Source organism: Marinobacter sp. VGCF2001, assembly GCF_049943275.1.
GTDB lineage: Bacteria > Pseudomonadota > Gammaproteobacteria > Pseudomonadales > Oleiphilaceae > Marinobacter.
Genome location: NZ_JBNFVX010000002.1, coordinates 321,518 through 348,510 on the forward strand (window position 1 = coordinate 321,518; position 26,993 = coordinate 348,510).

The 26,993-nt window shown below is 59.6% G+C and carries 23 protein-coding genes and 1 tRNA gene; 17 read left to right on the plus strand and 7 right to left on the minus strand.

The features are described 5' to 3' along the window. Positions 1-63 precede the first annotated feature (63 nt). A tRNA-Gly gene (locus tag ACP2AU_RS04620) sits at positions 64-137 on the plus strand. Positions 138-162: 25 nt separating this feature from the next. Here the strand turns inward: ACP2AU_RS04620 and ACP2AU_RS04625 are convergent. Next, positions 163-1,473: an NAD(P)/FAD-dependent oxidoreductase gene (locus ACP2AU_RS04625; protein ID WP_426374903.1), complete on the minus strand. Its 1,311-nt coding sequence runs from the start codon at positions 1,471-1,473 to the stop codon at positions 163-165. Positions 1,474-1,721: 248 nt separating this feature from the next. Here ACP2AU_RS04625 and ACP2AU_RS04630 point away from each other — a divergent pair, with 248 nt between their 5' ends. Next, positions 1,722-2,348 carry a YbhB/YbcL family Raf kinase inhibitor-like protein gene (locus tag ACP2AU_RS04630; RefSeq protein ID WP_426374904.1) on the plus strand — a complete coding sequence of 209 codons (627 nt, stop codon included), beginning with the start codon at positions 1,722-1,724 and terminating at the stop codon, positions 2,346-2,348. Between the two features lie 77 nt (positions 2,349-2,425). Here ACP2AU_RS04630 and ACP2AU_RS04635 read toward each other — a convergent pair whose 3' ends face one another. Continuing rightward, positions 2,426-3,031 carry a TetR/AcrR family transcriptional regulator gene (locus ACP2AU_RS04635; protein WP_426374906.1) on the minus strand — a complete coding sequence of 202 codons (606 nt, stop codon included), beginning with the start codon at positions 3,029-3,031 and terminating at the stop codon, positions 2,426-2,428. A gap of 119 nt (positions 3,032-3,150) precedes the next feature. Between ACP2AU_RS04635 and ACP2AU_RS04640 the strand changes: the two genes are divergently transcribed. From ACP2AU_RS04640 to ACP2AU_RS04675, 8 genes are all read left to right on the plus strand, one after another. Continuing rightward, complete coding sequence (locus tag ACP2AU_RS04640) at positions 3,151-3,708, plus strand: carboxymuconolactone decarboxylase family protein (RefSeq protein WP_426374908.1); 558 nt, start codon at positions 3,151-3,153, stop codon at positions 3,706-3,708. Between the two features lie 230 nt (positions 3,709-3,938). Then, the gene (locus tag ACP2AU_RS04645; protein WP_426374910.1) at positions 3,939-6,128 is read left to right on the plus strand and encodes an FAD-dependent oxidoreductase; all 2,190 of its coding nucleotides are present in this window, start codon (positions 3,939-3,941) and stop codon (positions 6,126-6,128) included. Beyond that, positions 6,115-7,086, plus strand: a complete 972-nt coding sequence (locus ACP2AU_RS04650) for a radical SAM protein (RefSeq protein WP_426374911.1) — start codon at positions 6,115-6,117, stop codon at positions 7,084-7,086. The genes ACP2AU_RS04645 and ACP2AU_RS04650 overlap by 14 nt, the downstream gene beginning before the upstream one ends. Before the next feature lie 41 nt (positions 7,087-7,127). Further along, on the plus strand, positions 7,128-8,540 hold the full coding sequence (locus ACP2AU_RS04655; RefSeq protein ID WP_426374913.1) for a sodium:solute symporter family transporter: 1,413 nt from the start codon (positions 7,128-7,130) through the stop codon (positions 8,538-8,540). A gap of 495 nt (positions 8,541-9,035) precedes the next feature. Further along, the gene (gene ectA / locus ACP2AU_RS04660) at positions 9,036-9,551 is read left to right on the plus strand and encodes a diaminobutyrate acetyltransferase (RefSeq protein WP_426374914.1); all 516 of its coding nucleotides are present in this window, start codon (positions 9,036-9,038) and stop codon (positions 9,549-9,551) included. A gap of 180 nt (positions 9,552-9,731) precedes the next feature. After that, positions 9,732-11,000 carry a diaminobutyrate--2-oxoglutarate transaminase gene (ectB, locus tag ACP2AU_RS04665; protein WP_426374916.1) on the plus strand — a complete coding sequence of 423 codons (1,269 nt, stop codon included), beginning with the start codon at positions 9,732-9,734 and terminating at the stop codon, positions 10,998-11,000. 49 nt (positions 11,001-11,049) lie between these two features. After that, positions 11,050-12,507, plus strand: a complete 1,458-nt coding sequence (locus ACP2AU_RS04670) for an aspartate kinase (RefSeq protein WP_426374918.1) — start codon at positions 11,050-11,052, stop codon at positions 12,505-12,507. Between the two features lie 218 nt (positions 12,508-12,725). Next, positions 12,726-13,718 carry a sigma-70 family RNA polymerase sigma factor gene (locus ACP2AU_RS04675; protein WP_426374920.1) on the plus strand — a complete coding sequence of 331 codons (993 nt, stop codon included), beginning with the start codon at positions 12,726-12,728 and terminating at the stop codon, positions 13,716-13,718. Between the two features lies 1 nt (position 13,719). Here ACP2AU_RS04675 and ACP2AU_RS04680 read toward each other — a convergent pair whose 3' ends face one another. The 5 genes from ACP2AU_RS04680 to pdxH are packed head-to-tail and all read right to left on the minus strand — an operon-like array spanning position 13,720 to position 16,498. Next, positions 13,720-14,175 carry a DUF3429 domain-containing protein gene (locus ACP2AU_RS04680; protein ID WP_426374922.1) on the minus strand — a complete coding sequence of 152 codons (456 nt, stop codon included), beginning with the start codon at positions 14,173-14,175 and terminating at the stop codon, positions 13,720-13,722. After that, on the minus strand, positions 14,172-14,477 hold the full coding sequence (locus ACP2AU_RS04685) for a DUF6482 family protein (protein WP_426374924.1): 306 nt from the start codon (positions 14,475-14,477) through the stop codon (positions 14,172-14,174). The genes ACP2AU_RS04680 and ACP2AU_RS04685 overlap by 4 nt, the downstream gene beginning before the upstream one ends. Before the next feature lie 57 nt (positions 14,478-14,534). Then, complete coding sequence (locus ACP2AU_RS04690; RefSeq protein ID WP_426374926.1) at positions 14,535-15,119, minus strand: DNA-3-methyladenine glycosylase I; 585 nt, start codon at positions 15,117-15,119, stop codon at positions 14,535-14,537. Between the two features lie 10 nt (positions 15,120-15,129). Further along, positions 15,130-15,894, minus strand: a complete 765-nt coding sequence (locus tag ACP2AU_RS04695) for a 4'-phosphopantetheinyl transferase family protein (protein WP_426374927.1) — start codon at positions 15,892-15,894, stop codon at positions 15,130-15,132. Further along, a complete protein-coding gene (gene pdxH / locus ACP2AU_RS04700) occupies positions 15,863-16,498 on the minus strand; it encodes a pyridoxamine 5'-phosphate oxidase (protein ID WP_426374929.1) in 636 nt (211 codons plus the stop codon). Before pdxH ends, ACP2AU_RS04695 begins: the two co-directional genes overlap by 32 nt. Positions 16,499-16,655: 157 nt before the next feature. Between pdxH and ACP2AU_RS04705 the strand changes: the two genes are divergently transcribed. From ACP2AU_RS04705 to ACP2AU_RS04735, 7 genes are all read left to right on the plus strand, one after another. Then, on the plus strand, positions 16,656-19,460 hold the full coding sequence (locus ACP2AU_RS04705) for a DUF748 domain-containing protein (protein WP_426374931.1): 2,805 nt from the start codon (positions 16,656-16,658) through the stop codon (positions 19,458-19,460). 26 nt (positions 19,461-19,486) lie between these two features. Further along, on the plus strand, positions 19,487-20,092 hold the full coding sequence (gene yfbR, locus ACP2AU_RS04710; protein ID WP_426374932.1) for a 5'-deoxynucleotidase: 606 nt from the start codon (positions 19,487-19,489) through the stop codon (positions 20,090-20,092). A 129-nt stretch (positions 20,093-20,221) separates the two neighbouring features. Then, positions 20,222-21,037, plus strand: coding sequence for an SDR family NAD(P)-dependent oxidoreductase (locus tag ACP2AU_RS04715; RefSeq protein WP_426374934.1), 816 nt, complete (start codon positions 20,222-20,224; stop codon positions 21,035-21,037). A gap of 84 nt (positions 21,038-21,121) precedes the next feature. Further along, complete coding sequence (locus ACP2AU_RS04720) at positions 21,122-22,228, plus strand: GGDEF domain-containing protein (protein WP_426374935.1); 1,107 nt, start codon at positions 21,122-21,124, stop codon at positions 22,226-22,228. A 53-nt stretch (positions 22,229-22,281) separates the two neighbouring features. Continuing rightward, the gene (locus ACP2AU_RS04725; protein WP_426374936.1) at positions 22,282-23,058 is read left to right on the plus strand and encodes a class II glutamine amidotransferase; all 777 of its coding nucleotides are present in this window, start codon (positions 22,282-22,284) and stop codon (positions 23,056-23,058) included. A 119-nt stretch (positions 23,059-23,177) separates the two neighbouring features. Further along, positions 23,178-24,248, plus strand: a complete 1,071-nt coding sequence (locus tag ACP2AU_RS04730; protein WP_426374937.1) for a DUF2156 domain-containing protein — start codon at positions 23,178-23,180, stop codon at positions 24,246-24,248. Beyond that, positions 24,245-26,989: a LuxR C-terminal-related transcriptional regulator gene (locus tag ACP2AU_RS04735; protein WP_426374938.1), complete on the plus strand. Its 2,745-nt coding sequence runs from the start codon at positions 24,245-24,247 to the stop codon at positions 26,987-26,989. The genes ACP2AU_RS04730 and ACP2AU_RS04735 overlap by 4 nt, the downstream gene beginning before the upstream one ends. Positions 26,990-26,993 lie beyond the last annotated feature (4 nt).

Below are 26,993 nucleotides of genomic sequence, written 5' to 3' on the forward strand. Positions count from 1 at the left end.
AGACCAAAGAGGCTTGCCCGGGTGCAATCCCGGGCCTATATTGCTAGGGCAATCATTATGCAGGCGGGCGTAGCTCAATGGTAGAGCAGAGGCTTCCCAAGCCTACGACGTGGGTTCGATTCCCATCGCCCGCTCCATGCCTGCTTGAAACACGAGCGCCGGTCAGTGCAGCTTCAGCCGCGGATGCATGGCCCGGCTGATCTTGTCCATCAGCCAGATTACTCCGGTTCGCAGAAAACCGTGCAGGGCCACCTGGTGCATCCGATAGAGCGACACGTAGAACAGTCGCGCGACTTTCCCCTCGATATACATACTGCGGCCAGAGAGATTGCCCATCAGGTTGCCGACGGTGGTGTACTTGCTGAAGTTGATCAGCGAGCCGTGGTCGTTGTACACGAAGGGAATGGCTTCTTTGCCTTCCAGCCGGTTGCAGAGCGTCTTGAACAGAGTGTCGGCCTGTTGGTGCGCGGCCTGGGCTCTGGGGGGCACGGTGCGGTCCGCGTCCGGCTGCGGGCAGGCGGCGCAGTCGCCGAAGGCGAAGATGTTGGCATCCTGGGTGGTCTGCAGGGTCTGCTCCACCAGAAGCTGGTTGCCACGATTGGTTTCCAGGCCATCCAGCTCCGTCAGAAAAGAGGGCGCCTTGATGCCGGCGGCCCAGATGGTCATTTCCGAGGGAAGTTCGGTGCCATCTTTCATAACCAGGTTGTTCTCGCCAACTTTACTGACCGGCTGGCCGGTCAGTACGTTCACTTTCTGGCGTTCCAGTTCGCGGGTGGCTGCCGCTGACAATCGTCGGGGCAGCGCCGGCAGTATTCGGTCTGCGGCTTCAATCACGCTGATGGAGACATCCGAGGACTTCAGGTGATTCATGCCGTAGATGGGCAGCTCACGGGAGGCCAGGCGCAGCTCTGCGGCCAGTTCCACGCCGGTCGCTCCGGCACCTATGATGCTGATATTCAGCGAATGGGGCTGGCCCTGCAGCGCCTCGTGGTTCTTGCGCAGGAACGCATTCAGCATCAGGTTGTGGAACCGGCGGGCCTGTCTCAGGCTGTCCAAGAACAGGCAGTGCTGCTGAGCGCCGGGGGTGCCAAAGTCGTTGGCGGTGCTGCCGACGGCAATGATCAGGGTGTCGTAGTGAAGGTGTCGTTCAGGCACCACTTCCCGGCCCTCGTCGTCCCGGAAGGGCGCAATAACGATCTCTTGTTTGCTCCGGTCCAGGCCGCTCATGCGCCCGAGCTGGAACTCGTAATGGTGTTTGCGGGCGTGGGCGCGGTAATTGATTTCGTTGGCGCTGGCGTCCAGCGAGCCGGAAGCCACTTCGTGCAGCAGGGGTTTCCAGACGTGGGTCAGGCCGGCATCAACCAGAGAGATGCGGGCTTTGTGTTTCTTGCCCAGTTTATTACCGAGGCTGGTGACCAGCTCCAGTCCGCCGGCACCGCCGCCAACAACGACAATATGATGCAGGTTGTCCATAACGTTTCAGACCTTGAAGTGATGAGAGCCAAACGCTCTCGGAAGAAAGCCCTTGGCTGTCGTCACTGGTCCGGGTGCTGTTGATACGAGCGCTGAAACTGCCACGTATACTACCGTTGATGCCCGGGTGAGACAATTGAACCCGAATGTGCCGTGCCCGGATTCCGGGCACGGCCGGGCTGGACACACCGGGGTTGCCACTGCTACAAATTTTCCATCCATTGGCGGAACAAACAGGAGAAATCATTGTGAAACTGCAGGTTCAAGGTGTTGATGAAGGTCAGCCGATTCCTGAGAAATTCGCGCTCGGCGTGTTCAGTGAGCAGGACCACATGAGTTTTGGTCCCAACCGTAACCCGGAGCTGGTGTGGGAGGGCGCACCGGAGAGCACCCGAAGCTTCGTAGTGATGATGTTCGACCCGGACGTTCCCGGCGTGGCAGATGACGTTAACCAGGAAGGCAAAACGGTTGCAGCTGAGGTGCAGCGCGTGGATTTCTTCCACTGGTTGCTGGTGGATGTCCCGGCCAACATTAGCCGTATCCCAGAGGGAGAGGACAGTGACGGTGTCACGCCAAAAGGTAAAGAGTCTGGTCCCGGACCCATCGGTGTGCGCGGTATCAACAATTACACGCAGTTCCTGGCGGGAAACCCCGACATGGCCGGCACCTATGCCGGGTACGATGGTCCCTGCCCGCCGTGGAATGATGAAATCATTCATCATTACCATTTCGAGGTGCATGCCCTGGATGTAGACACTCTTGGTCTGGAGGGTGAGTTTGACGGCAACGATGTGCGCCAGGCCATGGCGGGCCATGTGCTGGCCAGCGCCAGGGTAACCGGAACGTACACGCTCAACCCTGATTTACGCCAGTAATCGCCAGAGCCGGCGCGTCTGGCCCCGGCTGGTGCAGTCGATGGCCTGAACGTGCCAAGAAGCCGCGATCTGTCTGCTCAGTTTGTGGCCCGGTAGGCGTCCAGGATGGACGCCATATCCTGGCCCAGCTGCGCCAGCTCCCTTGTCGTAAGGTCTCGTTCGGCCATCGAACGAAGCCCCATGATCTGCCCCTGAATGAGCCGGGCCAGCCGACGGCAGTCGGTTCCCGCTGCCAGCTCTCCCTGCTTCCTGGCGCTCTCCAACAGATCTGCCAGGCCTTGCTCTATCTCAGCGAGTACCTGCTGTGCCTGCACGTAAAGTTCGGGATTGGCACCGCTGGCCTCCAGCAGCGTCTTTACGATCAGGCAGGCCCGCGCCGGGGCGCATTCCGGGCTGGAACACTGCTTGGCAATATTCTCCAGATAAGCCTGCAGCCCTTCCACAATGTTGTTCTGGCCAGCCATGTGCGTGCCCAGCTGCTCACTCATTTGCCGGGCGTAACGCGCCAGCGCCTCTGAAAACAGCTCATCTTTGCTATTGAACGTTGCGTAGATGCTGCCCGGACGCATATCCAGGGCCTGTTCGATCTGTTTCATGGAACTGCCATGGTAGCCCTTGTGCCAGAACAGACTGACCGCCCTGTCGAGGGCTATCTCCCGATCATAGCTCGGAGGTCTGGGCATTCGCGTCACCGTTGGTCTTTTATTGAGTGTCCGCTCAATTATAACTTGAGTGAACACTCAAAAATAGTTACGGTGGCGTTGTTGAGTGATCGTTCATAAACTCAGAAAGGAGCACCGCGATGTTGGATTTCAAACTGCATGATCGTGAATCCGCACCAGAGAGCGCTCAGCCGCTTCTGGAAAACTCCGAGGAAAGCTTTGGCATGATTCCAAACCTGCACGCTGTGCTGGCAGAGTCCCCACAGGCGCTGGAGGCATACCAGAAGCTGCACGAGCTGGTGCTGGAGAGCAGCTTCAATAACGATGAAAAAACGGTGGTCTGGCAAGCCGTCAATGTTGAGAACGAATGTCACTACTGTGTGCCGGCGCATACCGGCATTGCCAAGTCGATGAAGGTGTCAGATGAGGTGATCGAGCCGTTGAGGAACGAAACGCCGTTGCCTGACGATAAACTGGAAGCGTTGCGCACCTTCACCCTTGCGGTCATGCGCAAACAGGGCAACGTCAGCCAGACAGACCTCGATTCCTTTCTGGCTGCCGGTTACGGGCAGCGTCAGGTGCTTGAGGTAATTATGGTGTTATCTCAAAAGGTCATCAGCAACTACACCAACCACATTGCTGAGACCCCTGTGGATGAACCGTTCAAGAAGTTCGCCTGGAGCAAGCCGCAAGCCTGATATCACTGGCACGGTGCCACGCGCAGTCACTTCTGATTCGATAAACCGGCAGACAGCGGCGCTATTGAGCCAGTTTCTATCGCCGTCTTGAGTCATTAGCCGGACTCCCGCCTGTTGTATTGTGTAGTATTCGTTCAAAAATTTTAGTGGAGCGCTGATGTAACATCCCGGCGGTGATCGTGTCTCTGCTATAACAGCGTATGCTCTATACCTCACTAACGGGCAGAAACATGAATCGACAAAAGCTTTTACTCATTCTGGTGATTGCCGCCATCGTGGCGGTGTTCCTGGGTTTCGACGGGCATAAACTGCTCACACTTGAGAATTTGCAGGCCCATCAGCAGTCTATCGGGCACTGGATTGACCGGAACCTGTTGCTGGCGGTTGGAGGCTACGTTGTCATTTACGTTGCGGTAACCGCGCTGTCGTTACCCGGTGCAGCCATCATGACCCTGGCCGGGGGTGCATTCTTTGGCAACCTGTATGGCCTGGCCGCGGTATCCGTTGCCTCAACACTGGGTGCGTCGCTGGCCTTTCTGGTGGCCCGGTTTCTGATGCGGGATACCCTGCGCCGGCGCTACGCAGACACGGTGGCCAAAATGGACCGTGGCATTGAGAAAGACGGCGCTTTTTACCTGGCCACCCTGCGCCTGGTGCCGGTGTTCCCCTTCTTCCTGATCAACCTGGCCATGGGCCTGACGGCGATGAAACTGCGCATCTATGCGCTGGTGAGCTGGGTGGCCATGCTGCCTGGCACCTTTGTGTATGTAAACGCCGGTACCCAGCTGGGCCAGATCCAGTCCACCGGGGACATTGTCTCGGCCGATCTGCTGCTCTCCTTCGCGCTGCTGGGTCTGTTCCCGCTGATTGCCAAATTTGTGGTGGGCTTTATCCGCCGCCGCAAAGTGTACGCCGGCTGGCAGAAGCCCGAACATTTCGATTACAACCTGCTGGTCATCGGCGGTGGCTCCGCCGGTCTGGTCTCCGCCTATATAGCGGCGGCCGTGAAAGCCAGGGTCGCGCTGATTGAAAAGGACAAGATGGGGGGCGATTGCCTGAACACCGGTTGCGTGCCCTCAAAGGCTCTGATTCGCAGCGCGAAGGCCGCGGATACCTTGCGCCATGCCAATCGGTACGGGCTGGAGTCGGTACCTGTGAAAGGCTCGTTCAAGACCATCATGAACCGGGTCAAAGATGTCATTGCGAAAGTAGAGCCCCACGATTCCCCGGAGCGCTACCGCAAGCTGGGGGTGGACTGTATTGCCGGCGAAGCCAGCTTCGTGTCGCCCTGGGAGCTTGAGGTCCGGCACAACGATGGCCGCACCGAACGCCTCACCGCTCGCAGTATTGTCGTGGCGACCGGGGGCAAGCCGGCGGTGCCGCCCATCCCCGGTCTGAAAGAGATGCAGCCGCTGACGTCCGATAATCTGTGGGAGTTGCAGGAACAGCCTGACCGTTTGCTGGTGCTGGGCGGTGGTCCGATTGGCTCCGAACTGGCCCATGCGTTTGCCCGGCTGGGCAGCAAGGTAACTCAGGTGGAGATGGGCGAGCGCCTGCTGGCCAGGGAAGATGTCGATGTTTCAGAGCTGGTGTTGAAGCAGTTCCAGGCGGACGGCGTAGACGTTCGGTTGAAACATTCCGCCGCCGAGTTCCGTATAGAGGACGGAGAGAAAGTGGTGTATTGCTCGCACGAAGGCGAGCGTGTCCGAATTCCCTTCGACCAGGTGCTGGTAGCGGTGGGCCGTGCTGCCAATACCGCCGGCCTGAATCTGGACCGGATTGGCGTCGACACTTTGCCCAACGGAACCGTGCCGGTGGAAGAGGATATGAGCCTGCGTTATCCGAATGTGTTTGCCTGTGGCGATGTGGCTGGCCCCTACCAGTTCACCCACGCGGCTGCGCACCAGGCCTGGTATGCAGCGGTGAACGGATTGTTTGGTCAGTTCAAGCGGTTCCGGGTGGATTACCGGGTGATGCCCTGGGTGACCTTCACCTCGCCGGAAGTGGCCAGGGTGGGGCTCAGTGAAGCCGAGGCACAAGCACAGGGCGTGGCTTACGAAGTGACCCGCTATGGGCTGGATGATCTGGATCGTGCCATTGCCGAGAGTGAGGACCATGGCTTTATCAAAGTGCTGACCCCGCCGGGCAAGGACAAGATCCTGGGCGCCGTTGTGGTGGGCAGCCACGCCGGGGAAATCCTGGCCGAGTTCACCCTGGCCATGAAGCATGGCCTGGGCCTGAACAAGATCCTGGGTACCATTCACCCGTACCCGACCTGGAACGAGTCGGCCAAGTACGCTGCCGGTGAATGGAAGCGCGCCCATGCCCCCGAGGGCATCCTGAAGCTGCTGGAGAAACTGCACGGCTGGCGCCGTGGGAAAAACACGAAGACACCGAGGAGCGCCTATGCCCCTGACTGAAACCCGACCGGCCCGGAAACAACGCATTCCGGCCGTGGACGTTCTGGAACCGCGGGCCCGTGATAGCTGGACCCATACCCGCAATGGCGACCCGAGAGGGTACATTGATGCGGACAAGCTCAAAGAGCTGTGGATCCACACCGGCACCGCCTGCAACCTGGCCTGCCCCTTCTGTCTGGAAGGTTCCCACCCCGGCGATGGCCGCATTCCGGGCATGAAACTCAGCGACGTGAAGCCGTTTATCCACGAAGCCATCGACATGGGCGTGGAGCAGTTTTCCTTCACCGGTGGTGAACCCTTCGTGATCCGCGACTTCGTCAATATCCTGGATTACGCCAGCCAGCACCGGCCCTGCTTCGTGCTGACCAACGCCACGGAGCCGCTGCACAAGCGCCAGCATCAGGTGCTGCCTTTGCTGCGCAATCCCTACCCGATTCATTTCCGGGTCAGCCTGGACTTCCCGGACAGGGCCAGGCACGACAAGGACCGCGGCGACGGCAGCTTCGATGAGGCCTTGCAGGGCATCCGCTGGCTGGTAGAACAGGGCTTCAAGGTGTCGATTGCCCGCCAGACGGATCCGGAGGAAATTCCAGCGGATGTCGAGGCGGCCTTCCGTGACATCTTCCGGGAATGGAGTATTCCGGAGAACCTGGCGTTTACTGCCTTCCCGGATCTGGGTACCCCCGGCTCGGAAGACGGCAGCCCGGAGATTACCGAGACCTGCATGGAGAAGTATCCCACCAAAGAGGCGCGCTCCCACTTTATGTGCACCTATACGCGGATGCTGGTGAAGAAGGGCGATGAGGTTCGGGTGTATGCCTGCACGCTGGTGGATGATGATCCGCAGTACGATTTGGGTGGGACGCTAACCGAGAGCATGAATGAGCGGATTATGTTGCGGCATCACCGGTGCTTTTCCTGTTACCGCTACGGGGCCAGTTGTTCGGCGCCGGCCTAGGGCTTTGCGATTCGTTAAAAAAGTAAACCAGGGACACGACAATGAATGTTACCGAAGCCTCCCTGTTCTGGGGATTTCTGCTGGTGTACGGCGTGGTGATGTACGTGCTGTCGCCGAAGAGCAAGAACGCGAATTCGTTCCATAAAGGCGCCGACGACCAGGGTAACCCGGTGGGGCAGTGGTCACTCACGGCGAGTATTTTTATCAGCTGGGTCTTTGCCAAGTCGGTGACCAATGCGGCGAACCTGGGTGCCGCTTATGGCGTGGTGGGCGGTCTGGCCTATGCCAGCTACTGGTTGTCCATTCCAGTGGCGGGGTATGTGATTTACCTGATCCGGACCCAGACCGGTGCCCGGAGTTTGCAGGATTTTCTGACCTCCCGGTTCGGTCGGTTGGCGAGTCTGGCGTTTGCGGCGGCGATTCTGATACGGCTGTATAACGAGGTCTGGAGTAACACCGCGGTGGTGGGCGGCTATTTCGGGTTGCCCGGTGAGTGGGAGTATTACGCGGCGGCGATGCTGTTTACGGTGTTTACGCTGGCCTACAGCCTGAAGGGTGGGCTGCGGTCGTCGATTTTCACTGATGTGATTCAGGCCTTTGTGTTTGTGTTCTTTGTGGGGGCCGTGCTGTTCCTGATCATTCCGGCCAACGATACCAGTTCCCTGCTGACCAACGGCGAGTTTCGTCTTAATGCCGGTTTTGATCTTTTGCTGGTGGCCCTGCTGCAGCTGTTCAGCTATCCGTTCCACGACCCGGTACTGACCGACCGGGGCTTTGTGAACAAGGAAAAGACCATGCTCAAGAGCTTTGTGGTGGCCGGGCTACTGGGCTTTGTGGCGGTGTTTATCTTCAGTCTGGTGGGTGTTCATGCCCGGCTTAACGGCATTGAGGCGATGGGCAACGCGCCTGCTGCCGTGGGCCAGTCGCTGGGCCTCGCCGCGTTGTTCTTTATGAGCGTGGTGATGATGACCTCGGCGGGGTCCACCCTGGATTCCACTTTCACGTCGCTGGCCAAGTCGCTGGCGGTGGATTTGCCCAGGCTGGCGCAACGTGCCTCTGACAAGCTGCCGAGCATGAGGGTGGGTGCGATTGTGATGGTGATCTTTGCCTTCCTGGGCAACCTGCCGATGTTCGCCGGCACCGATATCCTCAAGGCCACAACCATTTCCGGGGCGATGGTCATGGGGCTGGCGCCGGTGTTCCTGTTCTACGGTTTCACCAAGTGGTCGCCCTGGAGTTTCCATCTGAGTTTCTGGACCGGCCTGGGGCTTGGTGTGTTGCTGGCGGTTGGCCTGATTCCGGCGAGCTGGGCGATTGGCGATGGCCAATACGCCATGTTGCTGGGGGTGAATGCCTACGGTTTTCTGATCTGCACCGCCGGGTTCTTTTTGCCGTTTGTGCTCAGGCTGTGGACCCGGCGCAGGCTTCCGGCCGGCGCTCAATCCGGGAGTTGATGGCGTCGACGCGGTTGCCGATTTCCGGGCCCGGCATTCGATGCCGGCTCTCGGATCGTTGCCGGATCTTTGGAGGCCTAAAGATTCCCGTGTCGTAATGACCAGGAATGCCCGGGTAATCAGGCCTTCGCCCGCTAAGCCTTTAGTGTTGAAAGCACCTTGGTGTGGGTTCAGCCAGCCTTAAGGCGCCCGACAACTAACCTGGATGGGGCAACTTGCACTGAGTGCGGTGTTTTGGGGCCTGACCCCCGGATGTTGCGGGTTGATGGCTTCGGAAGCTTGTCTGTCTGGCTCAATCTGTTTGCAAGTGGTACAAAATTTGATCTGGAACAGGCGCTGTTTTCTTTCCTGATTTAATCTTATTGACATTGGCGAATGCGCTAATCCGGTCTGTACTCTGAATCGCCGGGTTCGGCATGGCGTTCCGCCAACTTGAAATATATTTTGTGGTCTATATAATTCAACACTAACTTTTGGCAACGAATTGATCACGCTATGACATCAGAAGGATCGAATACCACCGCCATCACCCTGCGCAAACCGACGAAGGATGATGGCTACAGGCTCCACCAGCTGGTTGCGGAATGCCCGCCGCTGGACCCCAACTCTATCTACTGCAATCTGTTGCAGTGCAGCCACTTTGCCGAGACCGGCGTGGCTGCGGAGAAAGAAGGCGACCTGGTCGGCTTTATCTCCGGCTACATCCCTCCCCAACAGCCCGAAACGGTTTTTGTCTGGCAAGTTGCGGTTCACGAGAAAGGCCGTGGCCAGGGTCTGGCCAAGCGAATGCTGAAAGAGATCGTCGGTCGGGAGGCGTGCAAGAACGTCACCCACCTTGAAACCACGATAACCGACGACAATGAGGCGTCCTGGGCATTGTTCCGCTCTTTTGCGCGGGATCTGGGAGCCGAGCTCACCTACCACGAGCACTTCGAGAAAGAGATCCACTTTGGCGGCAAGCACGATTCCGAGTTCCTGCTGCGCATAGGGCCTTTCACGAAGCCGGTCTGACAGCCCGATCACGCCCGCAGGGTGTGAATTTCTGACGAGATTGTAGTAGCCGGCAGGCCGCCCGGGGTGGGCCTGCATGACGGCTTAAAGCAACGCTCGGCGGGCCTGTTGCGACCGATTTTTTACCGGCAGGTCCCCCCGCGCATTTACCTCGAACCTGATATGCTAAGAGGCAAGACAATGGAAATTTTCAAGTCGACTGAATCTGAAGTACGTGTTTACTCCCGCGCCTTTCCGGTGATCTTCAATCGCGCCAAAAACGCGCATCTTTACACCGAAGATGGCAAGCAGTACCTGGATTTTCTGGCCGGTGCCGGTTCCCTCAACTACGGCCACAACAACGACATCCTGAAGAAAGCGTTGCTCGAGTACATCGAGGCAGACGGCGTAAGCCAGGGCCTGGACCTGTTCACCACGGCCAAGCATGACTTCATTGAATCGTATAAAAAGCACATCCTGGACCCCCGTGGCCTGGACTACAAAATGCAGTTTACCGGCCCGACCGGCACCAACTGTGTTGAAGCGGCGATGAAACTGGCCCGTAAGGTCAAAGGCCGCAGCAACATTATTTCGTTCACCAACGGTTTCCATGGCGTAACCACCGGTGCGGTTGCCGCGACGGGTAACGAGCATCATCGTGGTGGTGTGGGTGTGCCCCTGGGCCACGTTGATTTCATGTTCTATGACGGCTATCTGGGCGAAGACGTTGATACCCTGAAGATCATGGATAAGGTGCTGTCCGACAGCTCCTCTGGTGTGGAACTGCCAGCGGCCGTGATTGTGGAAGCGGTCCAGGGCGAGGGTGGCTTGAACGCGGCCCGTGCCGAATGGCTCAAAGGCCTGTCCGAGCTCTGCAAAAAGCACGACATTCTGCTGATCGTTGATGACATTCAGGCCGGCAACGGCCGTACCGGGGAATTCTTCAGCTTCGAGTTTGCCGGCATCAAGCCGGACATCGTGACGGTATCGAAGTCCCTGAGCGGTTACGGTCTGCCCATGGCCCTGGTGTTGTTCAAACCGGAACTGGACGTATGGTCTTCCGGCGAGCATAACGGCACGTTCCGTGGCAACAACATGGCCTTTGTGACGGCCCGTGCAGCCATTGAGACCTATTGGAAAGACGACGCATTCGCCAACGAAGTGAAAGCCAAGACCAAGGTACTGGGCGATGCCCTGCAGGCGATTTGCGACAAGTACCCGGGTGAGTTCAAAATGAAAGGCCGTGGGCTGATGCGCGGTATTGAGGCGAAGCACGCGGACGTGACGGGGCCGATTACCAAGCGTGCCTTCGAACACGGGCTGATCATCGAGACCAGCGGTCCGAACGACGAAGTCATCAAGTGCCTGATGCCACTGACCACAAGCGAAGACGACCTGCGCCTGGGTGCGAAAATTCTGGCCCAAAGTGTCGATGAAATCATGCAGGAAGGTGTCAGCGCGGCGTCGTAAGGTGCCGCCACTCAATCCATTGGTTCCGCAGGATAGCAAGGACAATGACATGACAACGGCACAACATACCGTCGAGAAAATCGGCGGTACGTCCATGAGCAACTACGAGTCGGTGCGCGATAATATTATTATTGCCAACCGCAAGAAGAGCGAACTTTACCAGCGGATCTTCGTGGTTTCCGCCTACGGTGGCGTAACCAACGAACTGCTGGAACACAAGAAAACCGGCGAGCCGGGCGTGTATGCCCTGTTTGCCGACGCCGAGTCCGACTGGGCCTGGGGTGATGACCTCACCAAGCTGATCCAGCTGCTGACCGACATCAACGGCGAACTGTTTGCAGACCCGATGCTCAAGCAACAGGCCGACCAGTTCATTACCGATCGCATTGAAGGCGTGCGGGGCTGCCTGATCGACCTGCAGCGCCTGTGCTCCTATGGCCAGTTCCAGCTTGAGGAGCATTTGCTGACGGTACGCGAGATGCTGGCCGGTATCGGTGAAGCACACAGTGCATTCAACACCGCGTTGAAGCTTCAGCAGGAAGGCATCAATGCACGTTTTGTCGATCTGACCGGCTGGCGCGACAGTGAACTGTTGCCGCTGGACGAAAAACTCAAACAGGCTTTTGATGCGATTGATCTGACCCGCGAGCTGCCGATTGTGACCGGGTACGCCCAGTGCAAGGAAGGCCTGATGCGTACGTTCGACCGGGGCTACAGTGAAATGACCTTCAGCCGGGTGGCGGTGATCACCGATGCCCGCGAAGCGATCATTCACAAGGAATACCATCTGAGCTCCGCTGACCCGAAAATTGTCGGCGAAGAGAAAGTGGTTCCCCTGGGGCGCACCAACTACGATGTGGCAGACCAGCTCGCCAACCTGGGTATGGAAGCCATCCACCCCCGGGCAGGTAAGGGCCTGCGCCAGAATGAGATTCCCCTGCGGGTGATGAATACCTTCGAGCCGGAGCATACCGGTACGCTGATCACTGGCGATTACGTCAGCGAAAAGCCGCAGGTAGAAATCGTGGCCGGGGCCAAAGGGGTCTTTGCGATTGAGGTGTTCGATCAGGATATGCAGGGCGAGCCGGGGTCCGACCGCCGCATCCTGGATGTGCTGAGCCGTTTCAAAATCCGCTTCATGTCCAAAGACACCAACGCCAACACCATCACTCACTACGTCGAAACCACCCTCAAGCATGTGAAGCGTGTGGTGAAGGCACTTGAGGAGGCATTCCCCAATGCCGAGATCAGTACCCGGAAAGTGGCGCTGGTGTCTGCCATTGGCAGCGATATGAAAGTGCCCGGCATTCTGGCCCGTTCGGTGAAATCCCTGGCTGACAAGGACATCAGCGTTCTTGCCATCCATCAGTGTATGCGCCAGGTGGATATCCAGTTCGTGATTGACGAGGATAAGTACGATCAGGCGATCGTAGCCCTGCACGGGGCGTTGATCGAGCCTCACAATCACGAGTATGCCATTGTGGCGGCGTCCACCACCGCCAGTTAAAAGCCCTGCCCGCAGACGGAACCGGTCGCTCCGGATGCGGGTAACGGAGGAGTCTTGCCTCCGGGCCGGGCGCCAGGCCGGTCCTCCCTCTGAGGTTGAGGGGGCCGGCCTGGGGTTTCCGGCCGCTTCTCTTCTTCCCCACGTGTACTCTGTTTCCGGGCAATCCAGGCCTCCCTTCCCTGCGTATTTCTAATTGAATTTCAAACCGGTACCGAGCCATGCGTATGCAGAACCGGCTGGGACCGCTTCCGACTCTGCCCAACGATGGTGAAAGGGATTCCCTGGTCGGGTTGTATTTCAGGGACGCGTCCCGGCATGACCTCCTGAGCGAGACAGATGAACGTCGTCTGGCACGAAAACTGATCCGTGCGCTGCAGGTCATCCACACGGAGCTGATGTTACCCGACGACACGCCACAAACCCTGCGGGATGTCGTCGGCAGCCTCGGCGATGCCTGTGCATTTTCCAGACGCTGTCGCCGGGCTTATCAGCTCGCCATGGGCTGCCGGCACAAGTTGATCCAGAGTAACCTCAGGCTTGCGGTGCACATTGCGCGCCGTTATGGCAACAACGGCATCCCCATGTCCGATCTTATACAAGACGCCAACGTGGGGCTGATCAAAGCCGTCGAGCGTTACGACCCTGGCAAGGGTTTCCGATTCTCAACCTACGCTTACTGGTGGATCAGCGAAGAGGTGCGGCGCTGCCTGCAGCGCGGTGTGCGTGTGGTACACACACCGGAAAACGTGGTGGAAGAGATTCGCCAGTTGCAAAAGGCCGCCATGCGCCTTTACCAGTCTCTCGGGCGCGAGCCAACGCAAACGGAGTTGGCCCGCGAGCTGGAAGCCACGCCGTCACGAATAGGTGAGCTGCGTGCGCTGGCAACGCGAGAAGTGTCGGCTGATGTCCCGTTGGTGGAAGATGGTTCGGTAACGCTGGTGGACAGCCTGGATGCGGGCGCGGCCACGCGCCCGGACCAGTCGTTCGGAGCCCGGGACCGGATGATCCGACTGGAGCGGATGATGGGCGAACTGTCTGACCGTGAGCGGGATATCCTCACCCGTCGCTATGGCGTGGGCCTGAAGGAACCGGAAACGCTTCAGACCATTTCCGAACTGATGGGGTTAAGCCGTGAACGTGTCCGCCAGATCGAGAAGGCGGCTTTGCGCAAACTCCAGGCGTTGTTTGGTACAGATCCTGACGGTGCCTGATTCAGGCACCGTGCAGGAGGAAGAACCAGGCCGCCACCGTCATCTGGCAAAGCAGCACAATGGTGGTTAGAAACAGGCGAAGCTTGAGATACCAGGAAGGCCAGTAGGCGCGCATCCAGCGGGCATCAACGAGGTAAAGCAGCAAAAAAGCGACAATGTAGAGGGGGATTTTCTGAGGTGTCTGCAGCAGCAGGCCGATGCCCGCGGCCACGAAAAACAGCTGGCTCAGCAGCATGGTGATCAGCGGTGATTGCGGGTAGGCACGATTTTCCAGCTGCATGGCAATGGTCCAGTATATCCCGCCCATAAACGCGAGAATGCCCGCACTGTAGATGTAAAACCAGGCCATGATGGCGACGCTGTTGGCGGGCATGAGAAACAGCCCGGCGACACCGAGAATAAAGGGAATGAGGCCGGCGATGCCGACCAGGATGGCCAGACGGGCAACTGCAATCACGGCGTCTGCCTCTGAATCTGAATACGCAGCGGCTCAACGTCCGCCGACGCCATTCCCACCATTTCGTGGTAAGCCGACGGATGAACGATCTGTGTTTCACGGATTTGGAACCCGGAGAGGGTGTCCTGGATTTCCCAGGCGCTGCGGAACAGTCGCGTTTTCCCGCGCTTGTCTGAGAGCACGTTCATGCCGCCCGGGCCATGGAGCCGCGCCATATACTGCTGCCCCTCAAGAGAGATGATTTCCAGTAATTCAATGGCCGGTTGCCCGGACTCTTTCAATTCATCGAGGGTAATGCGCACCGTAAATCTCCCGAAGTGGCGTTTCCAGGGGTTTTACGAGCGATCGGGCTGGTAGGATCATTGTCCCAGTTGTCGGCACTCGGCGTGTACGTGGCATGAGACCAGATGATCGTTGACCATGCCGGTTGCCTGCATGAACGCATATACAATGGTCGGCCCGACAAAGTTGAAACCGGCGTTTTTCAATGCCTTTGACAGGGCCTCGGATTCGGGCGTGGTTACCGGGACGTCGTCGAGGGTTTGCCACCGGTTCTGGATAGGGCGGCCATCGACGAATTGCCACAGAAACTCGGAGAACGCGATGCCCTGCTCTTTCAGAGACAGGTAACTGCGGGCATTGCGGATGATGGAATGGACTTTCAGCCGGTTGCGAATAATGCCCGGATTCTCCAGCAGCCGCGCGATGTCGCGGTCGTTAAAGCGGACGATCTGCTCGGGATCAAACCCGGCGTAGGCGTCGCGGTAACTGTCCTGCTTGCGGAGGATGGTTATCCAGCTCAGGCCTGCTTGCTGGCCGTCCAGGCACAGCTTTTCGAACAGTGCCAGATCGTTGTATTCCGGGCGTCCCCACACGGTATCGTGATAGTGCACATACAGAGAATCGGTGCCGCACCAGGGGCAGCGCCTGGGAGTGTCAGTCATCGTGGCCTCGTTATTGACGGGCTCGAATCAGCCGGTGAAACAGGGGCTCCCAGTTGAGCTCAAGACTGGGCGACGGTGCCAGAGTGTAGTCGTCCGGTGGGGGCTCCAGCAAGCGGATGCCCGGCCAGGCCGTGACAGGGTCTTTGCCACCGCAGCGGGGATAGACGAGGGTGACCAGAAACCCGTCGGCATAGACGCAGCTGGCCTGCCACTGGCGGTCAGGGCGATCCCCGTAAAGCTCGAAATTTTTGCGCACTTCCAGCGTTTGCAGGTTGCCGGCAATGCCCCGCCCGGTGGCTTTCAGCCAGGCTTCCTTCAATGTCCAGACTTTCAGGAACTGAAAAGGATCGTTGGCTTTGAGTAACCATTCCTGTTCGACCGCGCTGAACCAGCGGCGGGTAACCCGGGCCCAGTCCGAGCTGCGCTGGCTGGGTTCCAGGTCTATGCCGAGCGCGCCCGGGCCAACTGCGCAGGCGGTCAGGCCCCGGCTATGGCTTAAAGACAGGTGAAGCCCCTTGGGGCTGGCCGAAGCGGTAGGCCTGCCCTCGACGGGGTAACAAGCTGCGGGAGCCTGACCACTGGCCTGGGCGAGAGCCTGGCGGATCAGCCATCGGCTGGCCAGAAATTCCCGGTGCCTGGCGCCGTCAAGACCGCTGAGAGTTCCGGCCTCACCCGGTGTCATCCAGGACGGTGCTCCGGGCAGCTCCCGGTTGATCTGGTGGCAAAGCCAGATGGCGGGCGGATCAGGGTTGCAGTCGTTGGATTGTCCAGCCATCGCCCTCTCTCACGTATTCAAATCGATCGTGAAGCCGGCTTGGCCGTCCCTGCCAGAATTCGATTCGCTCCGGAACCACCCGGTAGCCACCCCAGAAACTGGGGAGTGGAATCGCGCCGGAACTGAACTTGCGTTTCATCTCCGCCACTTTTTGCTCCAGCAAGCCACGGGAAGTAATCGCTTTGCTCTGTTCCGAGACCCAGGCACCAATCTGGCTGCCCCGGGGCCTGGAGGAGAAATAGCGCAGGGATTCCGCGCTGCTCACCTTCTCCACCGCACCCTGAATGCGCACTTGCCGGTTCAGGCCGATCCAGGGGAATAACAGGGCCGCTCTGGGATTTTCCTGGAGTTCCTGCGCCTTGCGACTGCCGTAATTGGTGTAGAAAACAAACCCCTGATTGTCGAAGTACTTCAGCAGTACTGTTCTCAGATCGGGCATACCATCGGCACCGGTGGTGGCCAGTGACATGGCGTTGGGCTCCAGAATCTCTGCCGTTCGCGCTTCTTCGAACCAGGTTTGAAACTGTTCGACCGGATTCCCGCTCAGGTGTTCCCGATCCAGCCCTTCACTCTCGAAATCCCGACGCATTTCGCCGATATCCATACTGCTCGTCTCCGTTGATTGACACAGGGAGTGATACGACAGCGGAGCATATCGGGTTCGGTGGCTGCTGTCAGGTCTGGCTGACAAATGCCGTGCGCGGGCGCTATGCTTGCAATACAAGCGGCCATGGCGCACCGGCAGACAAAGGGAGAGTTTTGTGGCTAAAAAGAAAACAGAGGGTCACCTGGCAAGGAACCTGTTGATCGGGGCTGGCGCGCTTCTGGGCTTTTATGCCCTGGCGGGTTTCCTGGTGTTGCCCTGGTGGCTTGAACGGTCGCTGCCGGAACAGCTGGATCAGCGTATGGGTTGGCAGGCCGAGGTGGAAGCGGTTCGCGTTAATCCGTTTGTTTTCAGTCTTGAGATGGACGCCTTTTCGGCACAGGACGCACAGGGCCAGCCGGTGGCGGCGTTTGACCGGTTGCGGGTCAACCTTGGCTTCCTCCGCTTGTTTCGCGGCATCATCGGCTTCGATGAAATCCGCCTGGTAGAGCCCGATGTGCGGGTGGACCTGCTGCAAGACAACGACATTAACTATGTTCGGGACTGGCGCGAAGCCAATCCGGAGACTGCCCCCCAGGATGCTCGGGGAAACTCCGGGCCTGCGCAGCCGCCAAAGCTTTACTTCCAGCAGGTCAGTATCGATGGTGGTGAGTTATTGTTCCGGGACTTTTCCCGGGGCGGCGAGCCGGCTGAGTTTCGGGTGACACCGCTGGATCTGACCCTGAATGATCTGGCCACCTGGCCCCGGGACGGCAGCGACAGCCAGTATTCGGTCATGGCGGCGCTGGGTGAGCAGGTCATCGAGTGGGAGGGAGAGCTGAGCGTAACGCCGCTGTACTCGAAGGGGCATCTGCGGTTGTCGGGTCTCCAGTACGATACCCTCGCCCATTTCCTGGCGCCGTACCTGCCTCTACAGTTAAGGAACGGATCGATAACGCTGGAATCCCGCTACGAGTTGGCCGGTGGCGAGCGATTTGAGCTGATCACCTCCGGCGGCAATCTGGCTGTCCGGCAGTTGGCGCTGGCACTCTCGCCGTCAGACGAGGCCCCGGCTCTGACCAGTGATGAAATAACCATTGAAGGCATCGGCTTTGATCTGAACGCCCGGGAAGCCACGGTTGGCATGATATCGATCGAGCAACCGTCACTGGCCGCGTCCCGGGGCGCCGGGGGTGAAGTGGACTGGCAGGCGGCGCTGACAAGCGGCGGCCAGGCCGAGGCAACCGGGCCGGAGAGCGGACCGGGCGAACCGTTCCGCTGGTCTGTTCAGGGGGTAGAGGTGTCCGGTGGCAATCTGCGCTGGCAGGATCAGTTGCCAGGCGCCGACGCCGCCATTGGCGTGAATGATCTGTCCGTTACCCTGGGCGGCTTGTCCCATCGGTTGGCAGAGCCGGTCACGTACGATGTGTCCGGGCAACTTGTCTCTGGTGGCCGTGTTACCGCAACGGGCCAGCTGACACCGGCCCCGTTCACTTTTGAAGCCGCGCTGTCTGGCAGTGATATTGTGTTGTCGGTGCTGCAACCTTATGTGGCCGAAGCCGCGAATCTTGAACTGGTGAGCGGCGGCCTGAGTTTCGATGGCAATCTGGACATTGATGGCCAGGACAAACCGCTGACCGGCACATTCAGTGGCACTGCAGACATCGAAAGGCTCACCACGCAGTTGCCGGGCAATCACGGGGAACTGGTGTCCTGGGAGCTGCTGAGACTGGCACCGGTGGAGTTTAACCTGAACCCGGCCCGGCTGGAGATTGGTACCGTCACCCTGAACAGTCCCTCGGTCAACGTGATCCGGACCGCCGATGGCGAGCACAATCTGCAGCAGATCATCCCGACCAATGAAGATTCCGGGGCCGCCTCCCGTGAGTCCGACTCATCGGAAGCCGAGGACCCGGGTTTTATTTTCCGAATTGGCGAATTGGTGCTGGAACAGGGCGCAGTGGCCTACACCGACCGCACACTGGAGCCACCGTTCAACACTGCCTTCAGCCAGCTTACCGGATCGGTGGCCGGCATCAGTAACATTCCGCCGCAACAGGGGCGTGTGGCGATTCGTGGCCGGTTGGCAGGCGTGGCCCCGGTGCGATTTGATGGCACCCTGGGGGCTCTGGGCACCGAAGAATCCAGTAATCTGAAACTCACCATGACAGATATGGCTTTGCCGGTACTCTCGCCCTACTTCGGCCGTTATCTGGGCTATTCGGTAGACAGTGGCAAGCTGGAACTGGCGATGGATTATCGGCTGACCGGCACCCGGCTTGAAGCCTCCAATGAGGTGACGCTCGATCGTATGGAGCTGGGCCCGGCGGTCGCCAGTGAACAGGCCATAAACGCCCCGGTTAAACTGGGGCTGGCGCTGCTCACCGACCGCAATGGCGTTATTGACGTGGACCTGCCAATCCAGGGGGATATGTCGAACCCGGAGTTCAGTGTTGGCCAGATAGTCATGCGCGCGTTCGTTAACCTGCTGGTCAAAGCGGCGGCCTCACCCTTCAGTATGCTGGGGTCACTGGCGGAATTGGCCGGATTCAGCAGTGAAGAGCTGGGTCAGGTGAGTTTTGTGCCGGGCACCGTGCAGTTGCCGGAGAGCGAAGCGCAGAAGCTGTCTGCGTTGGCGAAGGCGTTGAAGGACCGGCCGGATCTGTTACTGAATATCCGCGGTGCGGTTGCGCCCGAGGCGGATGCCCTGGCGCTGTTGAAAGCGCAACGGCAAGCCCGGGGTGAAGCAGTGACCGGTGACGCCTGGGCGCAAGCGCAGCAAGCCTGGCGTGACGGCGACATCCGTTTGCCACCCGAGGCCCTGGGGAAACTGGCGTCGGAGCGCGGAGTCGCGGTTCGTCGGGTACTGGAGAGCACACACAAGGTTCCGGACAGCCAGCTGTTTCTGCTGGACCCGGAACGTGACGCGCCGGTGGACGCGCGAGGCAATGTCACCGCCCGGTTCAGCCTGGATGTTCGCTGAACCCGTTTACAGGGAGTTTTGCAGCAATGACGAATAATAGCGGACGCAAGGTCAGCCACTTCTTTGCCTATGTCTCGCGCCTGCGCTGGATCAAGCGCTGGGGCCTGATGCGCAATGCCATTGATGAGAATGTGGCCACGCACTCCTGGGAGGTGGCAACCGTTGCCCATGCCCTGGCACTGATCCGTAACCGGCATTTCGCCGGCCAGATCAACGCCGATCGGGTGGCAGCCGCGGCGCTCTATCACGATGCGACCGAAGTCATTACCGGCGATATGCCGACACCGGTAAAATATCATTCCCGCGTAATGCGCGAGGCCTTCGGGGATATCGAACATAAGGCCGAGGCCGAACTGCTGGCGTTGCTGCCCGATGACCTCCGGGACGACTTCGCCCCCTATGTCCGGGAATCCCGCCTGGCGCTGGAAGAGAAAGAACTGATCAAGGCAGCGGACCGGCTCTCCGCCTGGTTAAAATGCCGTGCCGAGTTGCGCGCGGGTAACCCCGAGTTTGTGCCGGCGGAACAACAGATCCGCGAGCGCCTGCAAGCAGAGGGTCTGCCTGAGGTGCAGTATTTTATCGAGGTGTTTGCGCCCGGCTACGACCAGCCGCTGGACAACCTGCTGGGTTGAGCCGCGCACTGGCTCTGGTGCCGCTCACGGCGGACATCCAGTGCCATAGGTTTGCCTCTGGTGGGTCAATAAAGTGGCAAAGAACGAAAGCGCTGCTTTACTGAACAACCACAACAAGAGGTTTCCGCCATGAAAGATCTGATGAACAAGGTGGCCGTGGTCACCGGAGCCGGCTCCGGTATTGGCCGGTCCCTGGCCGAGGCGCTCGCCGCCCGGGGCTGCCGTTTGGCCCTCTCCGATGTAAATGAAGCCGGCCTGGCGGCAACCGCGGGCGCCCTGGGCGATGCCGATGTGAAAACCTACCGGTTGGATGTGTCTGACCGGGACGCGATTTACGCTCACGCCGAGCAGGTTCGCTCGGATTTTGGCCAGATCAATCTGGTCATCAACAATGCCGGTGTGGCGCTCTCTGCCAGTGTCCGGGAAACCACAGACGAAGACTTCCAGTGGTTGATGGATATAAATTTCTGGGGCGTGGTCCATGGCACCCGGGCGTTTCTGCCGCACCTGATAGCCTCCGGCGATGGCCATGTCGTCAATATCTCCAGTGTGTTTGGCCTGATTGGTGTACCAAAGCAGAGTGCCTACAATTCAGCCAAATTCGCGGTACGTGGGTTTACCGAATGCCTGCGCCAGGAGATGACCCTGGAGAATCAGCCGGTACAGGTCAGTTGCGTTCACCCGGGCGGTATCCGAACCAACATTGCCAACGCTGCCCGTATGGGTAAATCGGAAAACGCCGAAGCCCAGCGCAAGGGGTTCGACAAACTGGCGATGACCAGTCCCGAAAAGGCCGCCCAGATCATTGTCAAAGGTATTCTGAAAAACCAGTCGCGCATCCTGGTGGGGCCGGACGCCTGGGGGATCGAGGCCGTCAACCGGTTGTTGGGTTCGGCCTATCAGCCTCTGGTTGAGCGGTTTTCCCGCAAAAATCTGTACCGTTAACCGGTTCCAGGTCTTCGTTGGTTGATTATTTTACAACCAACGAAGACGGACTATACTTCTTGCCTGATCCAGGGAAGAGTCAGCATGAAACCGTCCAAGCACCCCGATTTGGGTACGACACTGGAACAAAGTCGTTCAGGTCTTCGGGACAATCACCGTCGATCGCTTACCCGCCTGTTATTTCTGGTGACCGCCACGGCTCTGACTGTGTTTGCTGGCCTGCAGTTGCTCAATGGGTATCCATGGGTGGCCGCGGCGGAACTGTGCGCCAGTGGCTTGCTGTTTTATGGCGTGCGGTGCCTGCAAACCACGCATCGGCTGCAGCAGTGGATTTACGCTTACCTGGTCTCGCTGTTTTCTTTTTTTATCGTGATCATGCTGTTGCCGGAGGCATCGATAGCCGCCTTTGTCTGGGTGTTGTTAATGCCGGTTCTGGCTTACCTGCTGCTGGGCAAGCATGAAGGCATGATACTGAGCCTGCCGTTCATGTTGGTGGGTGGCGTTGTTTATTACTTTTTTCTTGGCGATGTCGGCTCGGCGCATCGGATGATCGACCTGCTCAACATGATCCTGTGCGGCGGGCTGATGCAGGTATTCATGCATATGTATGAAGTGCGCCGGGAAGAGGCGGAACAACGCCTGGTCGATATGGCGCAGACCGATGCCCTGACCGGCCTGGCGAATCGCGCCAATTTCCAGTCTACGCTGGCTCGGACCATTGCGGAATGCGAGCGCAGTGCCACCGGTTTTGCTTTCGTGATCATGGACATTGACCATTTCAAGCTGGTCAACGACACCTTGGGCCACGATGCCGGCGATTTCGTGCTCCGTCGTATTGCCCGGTGTCTCACCGAGCGCCTGCGGGCTACCGATTTTGTTGGCCGCTTGGGTGGCGAGGAGTTCGGCCTGATTCTTCGGGATGCCAAGCCCGCGGATGCCTTCGAGCTGATGGACGAGTTACGCGAGCGCATTGCCGGCAGTGAGGTAGCGTACGGTAATGCCGGAATCCGGGTGACCGCGTCTTTCGGTATTGCCCAATGGCCGGACCATGGTCGCGAGGCGGAAACCCTGTTTTGTGTTGCCGACCGGTGTCTCTATAGCGGCAAACGGGCGGGCCGAAACCGTGTGGCACCGGCCGGGGCCTGCGAGCTAACGACGGCCACCGGTTCTGTGTCTGGAGGTATCGGTTGATTCGGGTATCCTAGTGGGCACACCCGGAGCCAAAACCGAGGACCCTGCGAACCATGTGCGAACTGCTGGCCATGAGCGCCAATACCCCGACCGATCTGTGTTTCAGTTTTACCGGCCTGACGCGCCGTGGCGGTGACACCGGCCCACACAAGGACGGTTGGGGCGTCGCGTTTTATGAAGGTAAAGGCGTGCGCTGTTTCCACGATGCCGATGCCAGTGCCTCGTCGCGTATTGCTGAAGTAGTACAGACGCACCCCATCAAGAGCGAGGTGGCGATTTGCCATATTCGCCAGGCCAATGTGGGTGAGATCTGCCTGTCGAACACCCACCCGTTCATTCGTGAACTCTGGGGCCGCTACTGGGTGTTCGCCCATAACGGCCAGCTTTCGGACTTCCAGGCAGACCCCGGTTTTTACGAGGCCGTGGGCACCACCGACAGCGAAGCCCTGTTCTGCGATATTCTGAACCACCTGCGCCATCATTGTGACCGTACCACGGACACCGAACAGGTGGTCGAGCGTCTGGTTAAATTGTCCCGTGGCTACGCCCGGCAAGGTGTGTTCAACCTGCTGCTGAGCAATGGCGACTGGCTGTTTACTTACTGCACCACCAAAATGGCCAGCATTACCCGCCGGGCGCCTTTTGGGCCGGCCCGGCTGAAAGACGCTGACGTTACGGTGGATTTCGAACCGGAAACCACACCCAACGACATCGTCAGTGTGATCGTTACCGAACCCCTGACCAGCGACGAAACCTGGGACATTTACCAGCCGGGGGAGTGGCGGCTCTGGCGCCAGGGCGTGGTGGTAATGCAGGGGCGGGAATTGTGAGCCAGTTCCGCTAGCGTTTTTGCCTCTCAATCCTTTGGCCGATGGCGGCCCCGGGCATGGCCTTTAGCATTTGTTCTGAAACAAGGAACGCGGTATCAGAACAATAAAGGGAACAACCCATGCCTGCCTCTCATCTTTCCGCAGCGGTCAACAGCGCTGCCAGTGACCGGATAGCGAGCCCGATCCTGCCGGAACCCGGGCGCTGCCATGCACGCACGGCCGAACATTTGATCCGATTACACGGCAGCCAGTCCAGCAGTTATTTTGCCCTGCAACCGGACTGTCGGCACTATCTGAGCCCCGGTCTTGGGCTGGTGCCCTATGTACCGGTGACGGTGCTCGGGCACCGGGTAAACGTGGTGCCGACACGGCCTCTGGCCAGCGCCCAGAGTATGGGGCGGTTACTGCAGGAATTTGAAAGCCGTGTGCCAGGGCCATCGCTTTTCGTGGGCGTGGATCAGCCATTGCTGCGGCCGTTGGCCGAACTCGGCTATGACGCCACGGTGATGGGCACCGAGTTCTCGGTGGATCTCGAAGCCTTTTCCCTTCGGGGTAAAGCGATGAAACAGCTGCGCCACGCCCGCAATCTCGACAAGCGTTGCCGGGTTGAGGTGCGGGAGCAAAATGGCAGCGCCGTGGACTGGCGCCAAGTGGCCCGTATCTCCGAGCGCTGGCGACAGGGCAAAGCGGTGAAGGAACGGGAGCTTGGGCTGCTCACCCGGCCGCCGGTGTTTGCCGATGAATGGGGTGTGCGCAAGTTCTACGCCTACGTTGACGGTGAGCTGGCAGGCTATGTGTTTTTTGACCCCTGGTACCGGCAGCACGAGCTGGCGGGTTATTGCGCCAACATTCTTCGGGCTTCGCCGGAGATGAATCGGCTGGGGGTGCTTGACCACATCATCCTGAAAGCGGCCAGCCAGTTCCGGGATGAAGGGGTACCGGCCCTGTCGTTAGGGATTGCGCCCTTGCATGGGGTGTGTCAGCGCGCGGGCGACAGGGCCGGGTTGCGCCGTCTCCAGCACGCGCTGTACCGCCATGGCAATCGCCTGTATGCCTTCCAGGCCCTGGCCTACCATAAATCCCGTTACCGTGGCCGGGAAACGCCCTGGTTTGTCTGTGCCCGGGATCTGGGCAGTATCCGAATGGTCGCCACGTTGATGAAGGGCACGGGATTGCTTGCGTTGCCATGAGCGGGATTCCGGAATCGGCCTCACGGTTTGAGACCCCGGCGGTGGTTGGGGGTGTCGGCACGGACTATGCTGACACTCGTTTATCACCGGTAGTGAGTTCCATGGTCGCTGAAACCAAGTTAACCCGGCCCGGGTTGTCGCCGGGATTGCTGCTCGAGCCTGCGCGTTTGAAGGCCCTCGATTGTATCGATCGGGTGCCCTTTGTTCTGGTGTCGGCACCGGCTGGCTTTGGTAAAACGACACTGGTCAGCCAGTGGCTGGATCAGGAAAAGCCGGTGTATGCATGGCTGACGTTGGACCCGCGTGACAACTCCCCTGCGTTGTTCTGGAATGCCATCGCCAGTGCCCTGGCACGGGTAGACCCCCGGTTTGCGATTCGTGAGAGTACCTTGCTGACGGCGCTGGAACCCGGTGCCGTGGCCGACCCGGCCACCATGCTGATCAACCGTCTGGCGGATTATTCCCGAACCTGGCAGGCACCCGGGCGACTGATTCTGGTGCTGGATGATTTTCATCTGATGGATCAGAGCGAGGTGTTGCAGCAGGTGCGGCAATTTATCGACTTTGCCCCCGGTCTGTTGCGGATTGTCTGTATTTCCCGGGTGGATCCGCCCATACGCACCGCCCAGTTACTGGCCCGGCAACAGATGGTCAGGCTGGGCCCGGAGGTGCTGGGTTTCGATCTGGCCCTGACCCGGAAATTCGTCCAGGCCCGCCGGGCTGATCTTTCAGAGGCGCAGATGCGCCAGTTGCACCAGCGCACGGGGGGATGGCCCGCGGTATTGCAGCTGTCTGCGCTGTCGGAGAACCCTCTCGGCGCCGGGCCAGAGCCGGGCCAGTCAGCCCTGGGCGACTATTTGTTCGAGGAAGTATTTGCTGGCCTGGAGCCCGGGCTGCGATCGTTCCTCCAGGATATGAGCCTGCTGCCCCTGTTTTCCAGAGACATTGCCGATATCGCTCGGGCCCGGGACGATTCCGAGCAGTGGATTACCGCCATGCGCGAGCGCAATCTGTTGTTCCAGCGTTATGGCGATACTGACCACTGGTATCGGCTGCACGATCTGCTGATGGACTGGTTACAGCGCCAGGAGCGAAGCCCGGAATGGGCCAGCGCCGTGCGCCTCCGAGCGGCCGAAGCTTTTCGCCAGCGGGGCCTGGTGGTGGAGGCGCTGGAGCTGTTCCTTAGCGAAGACAGTTTTGAACAGGGTGAGGCCCTGGTGCCTGCGCTGCTGCAGGTTGAGCAGCTGAACGGCTATCGGGCTCTGCCGGCGCGTTTTCCGGATCGTATCCGGCTTGGTTCGCCGGCACTGCGCCTGATGGAGGCACTGTTTGCCTTCATGGATGGTTACTATAACCGGGTGCTTGATCTGCTGAGTGCGGCGGATAACCTCTTACAGGCAGCCGACAGTTCACCGGAAACCGACGCCCTGGGGTTTGTCTCCATGCTCTTACGCTGGCCCTCGGCGCGTTTTGCCGGTCGCGAGGCCGAAGCTGATCATTCCCTGAAACAAATCCAGAATCGACTGACTCACGCACCCGCCGGTTTGCAGCACTGGGGGCGCTATACCCTGGGCACCGAAGCCTTCATGGAAGCACGGCTGGAGCCGGCCCATGCCCTGTTGGCGGAGGCCCTGGCCGGGGCCTTGCGCAGTGCAGATTATCCCTGCGCTTTGCGCTGCCTGGTCATGCTGGTGCCGGTTCTGATCCAGAGCGGCCGCATTGGCGACGCCCGGCGCTGTTATCAGCAAACCAGCGCCAGGCTCGAAACCGGCTCCGGGGGCAAGGAGCAGATGTGCCTGCTGGCCTACCTGGAGGGTTTGCTGGCGCTGGAATGTCACGATCTGTCGCTGGCCTCGCAGCGGCTGGATGAAGCGAATCAGTTTGCCGAATCCCATCTGACGCCGCTGGATCAGCTCTATCTGGCGTTTGAGCGCTTTCGCCTGGGAATGTTTTCGGGGGATTCCGAGCTCTGGCAGCGGGAACTGGGGCGTATAGAGCAGTTACACCGTGGGATGGGGCAGCCGCTCTGGCATCACAACATTCCGCGCCCGGAAGCACTTGAAGCCCTGGCGCGGCTGGCCGAAGGCAGCGCCTTCCCGCTCATGGTCTGGGCCCAGAGCGAGCCGGAGCCAATTGGCCGTAACCGTTTCTGCGCGCTGAACGAAAACCTGTTACGACGGGTCGGCCAGCTGCTGGCGGCCCGGCCGGTGGCCGAAGAATTGTCGGCGCTGCGGGCCGAGGCCGAGAAAGCAGGGTTGCAGCAGTTGGTTTGCCGGCTTGATCTGGTCACATTGATGGTTCAGGCCTTCGGCGACCAGGATCTCCGCGGGGCGGTGCTAAAACTGGATGGTTTGTTGGCGCTCTGGGTACCGCGAGGCCTGGTGCGGCCATTCGTGGATGCCGATCCCCGGTTGGATCAGCTACTGGAAGCCTGTCGGGCCGGCACCCGGGCGGCAACGGAAGCCGACCGCGTACTGGCGCTGCGGCAGGCGTATTCAGAGACCGGGGCAGCGGCAGGTGAGCCGGCACCACCACAAGGCCCCGAAGAATCACTGAGCGCGCGTGAGGCCGGTGTTCTGGACCTTCTGGCTGAGGGGCTCAGCAACAAGGCGATCAGCGAGCAGTTGGGGATTTCCGTGGCCACGGTGAAGTCCCATCTCAGCAACATCTACGGCAAGTTACAGGCCGGAAATCGGGTACAGGCGGTGGCCCGCGCCCGTGAGCTCGGCCTGAGGTCCTAGCCGA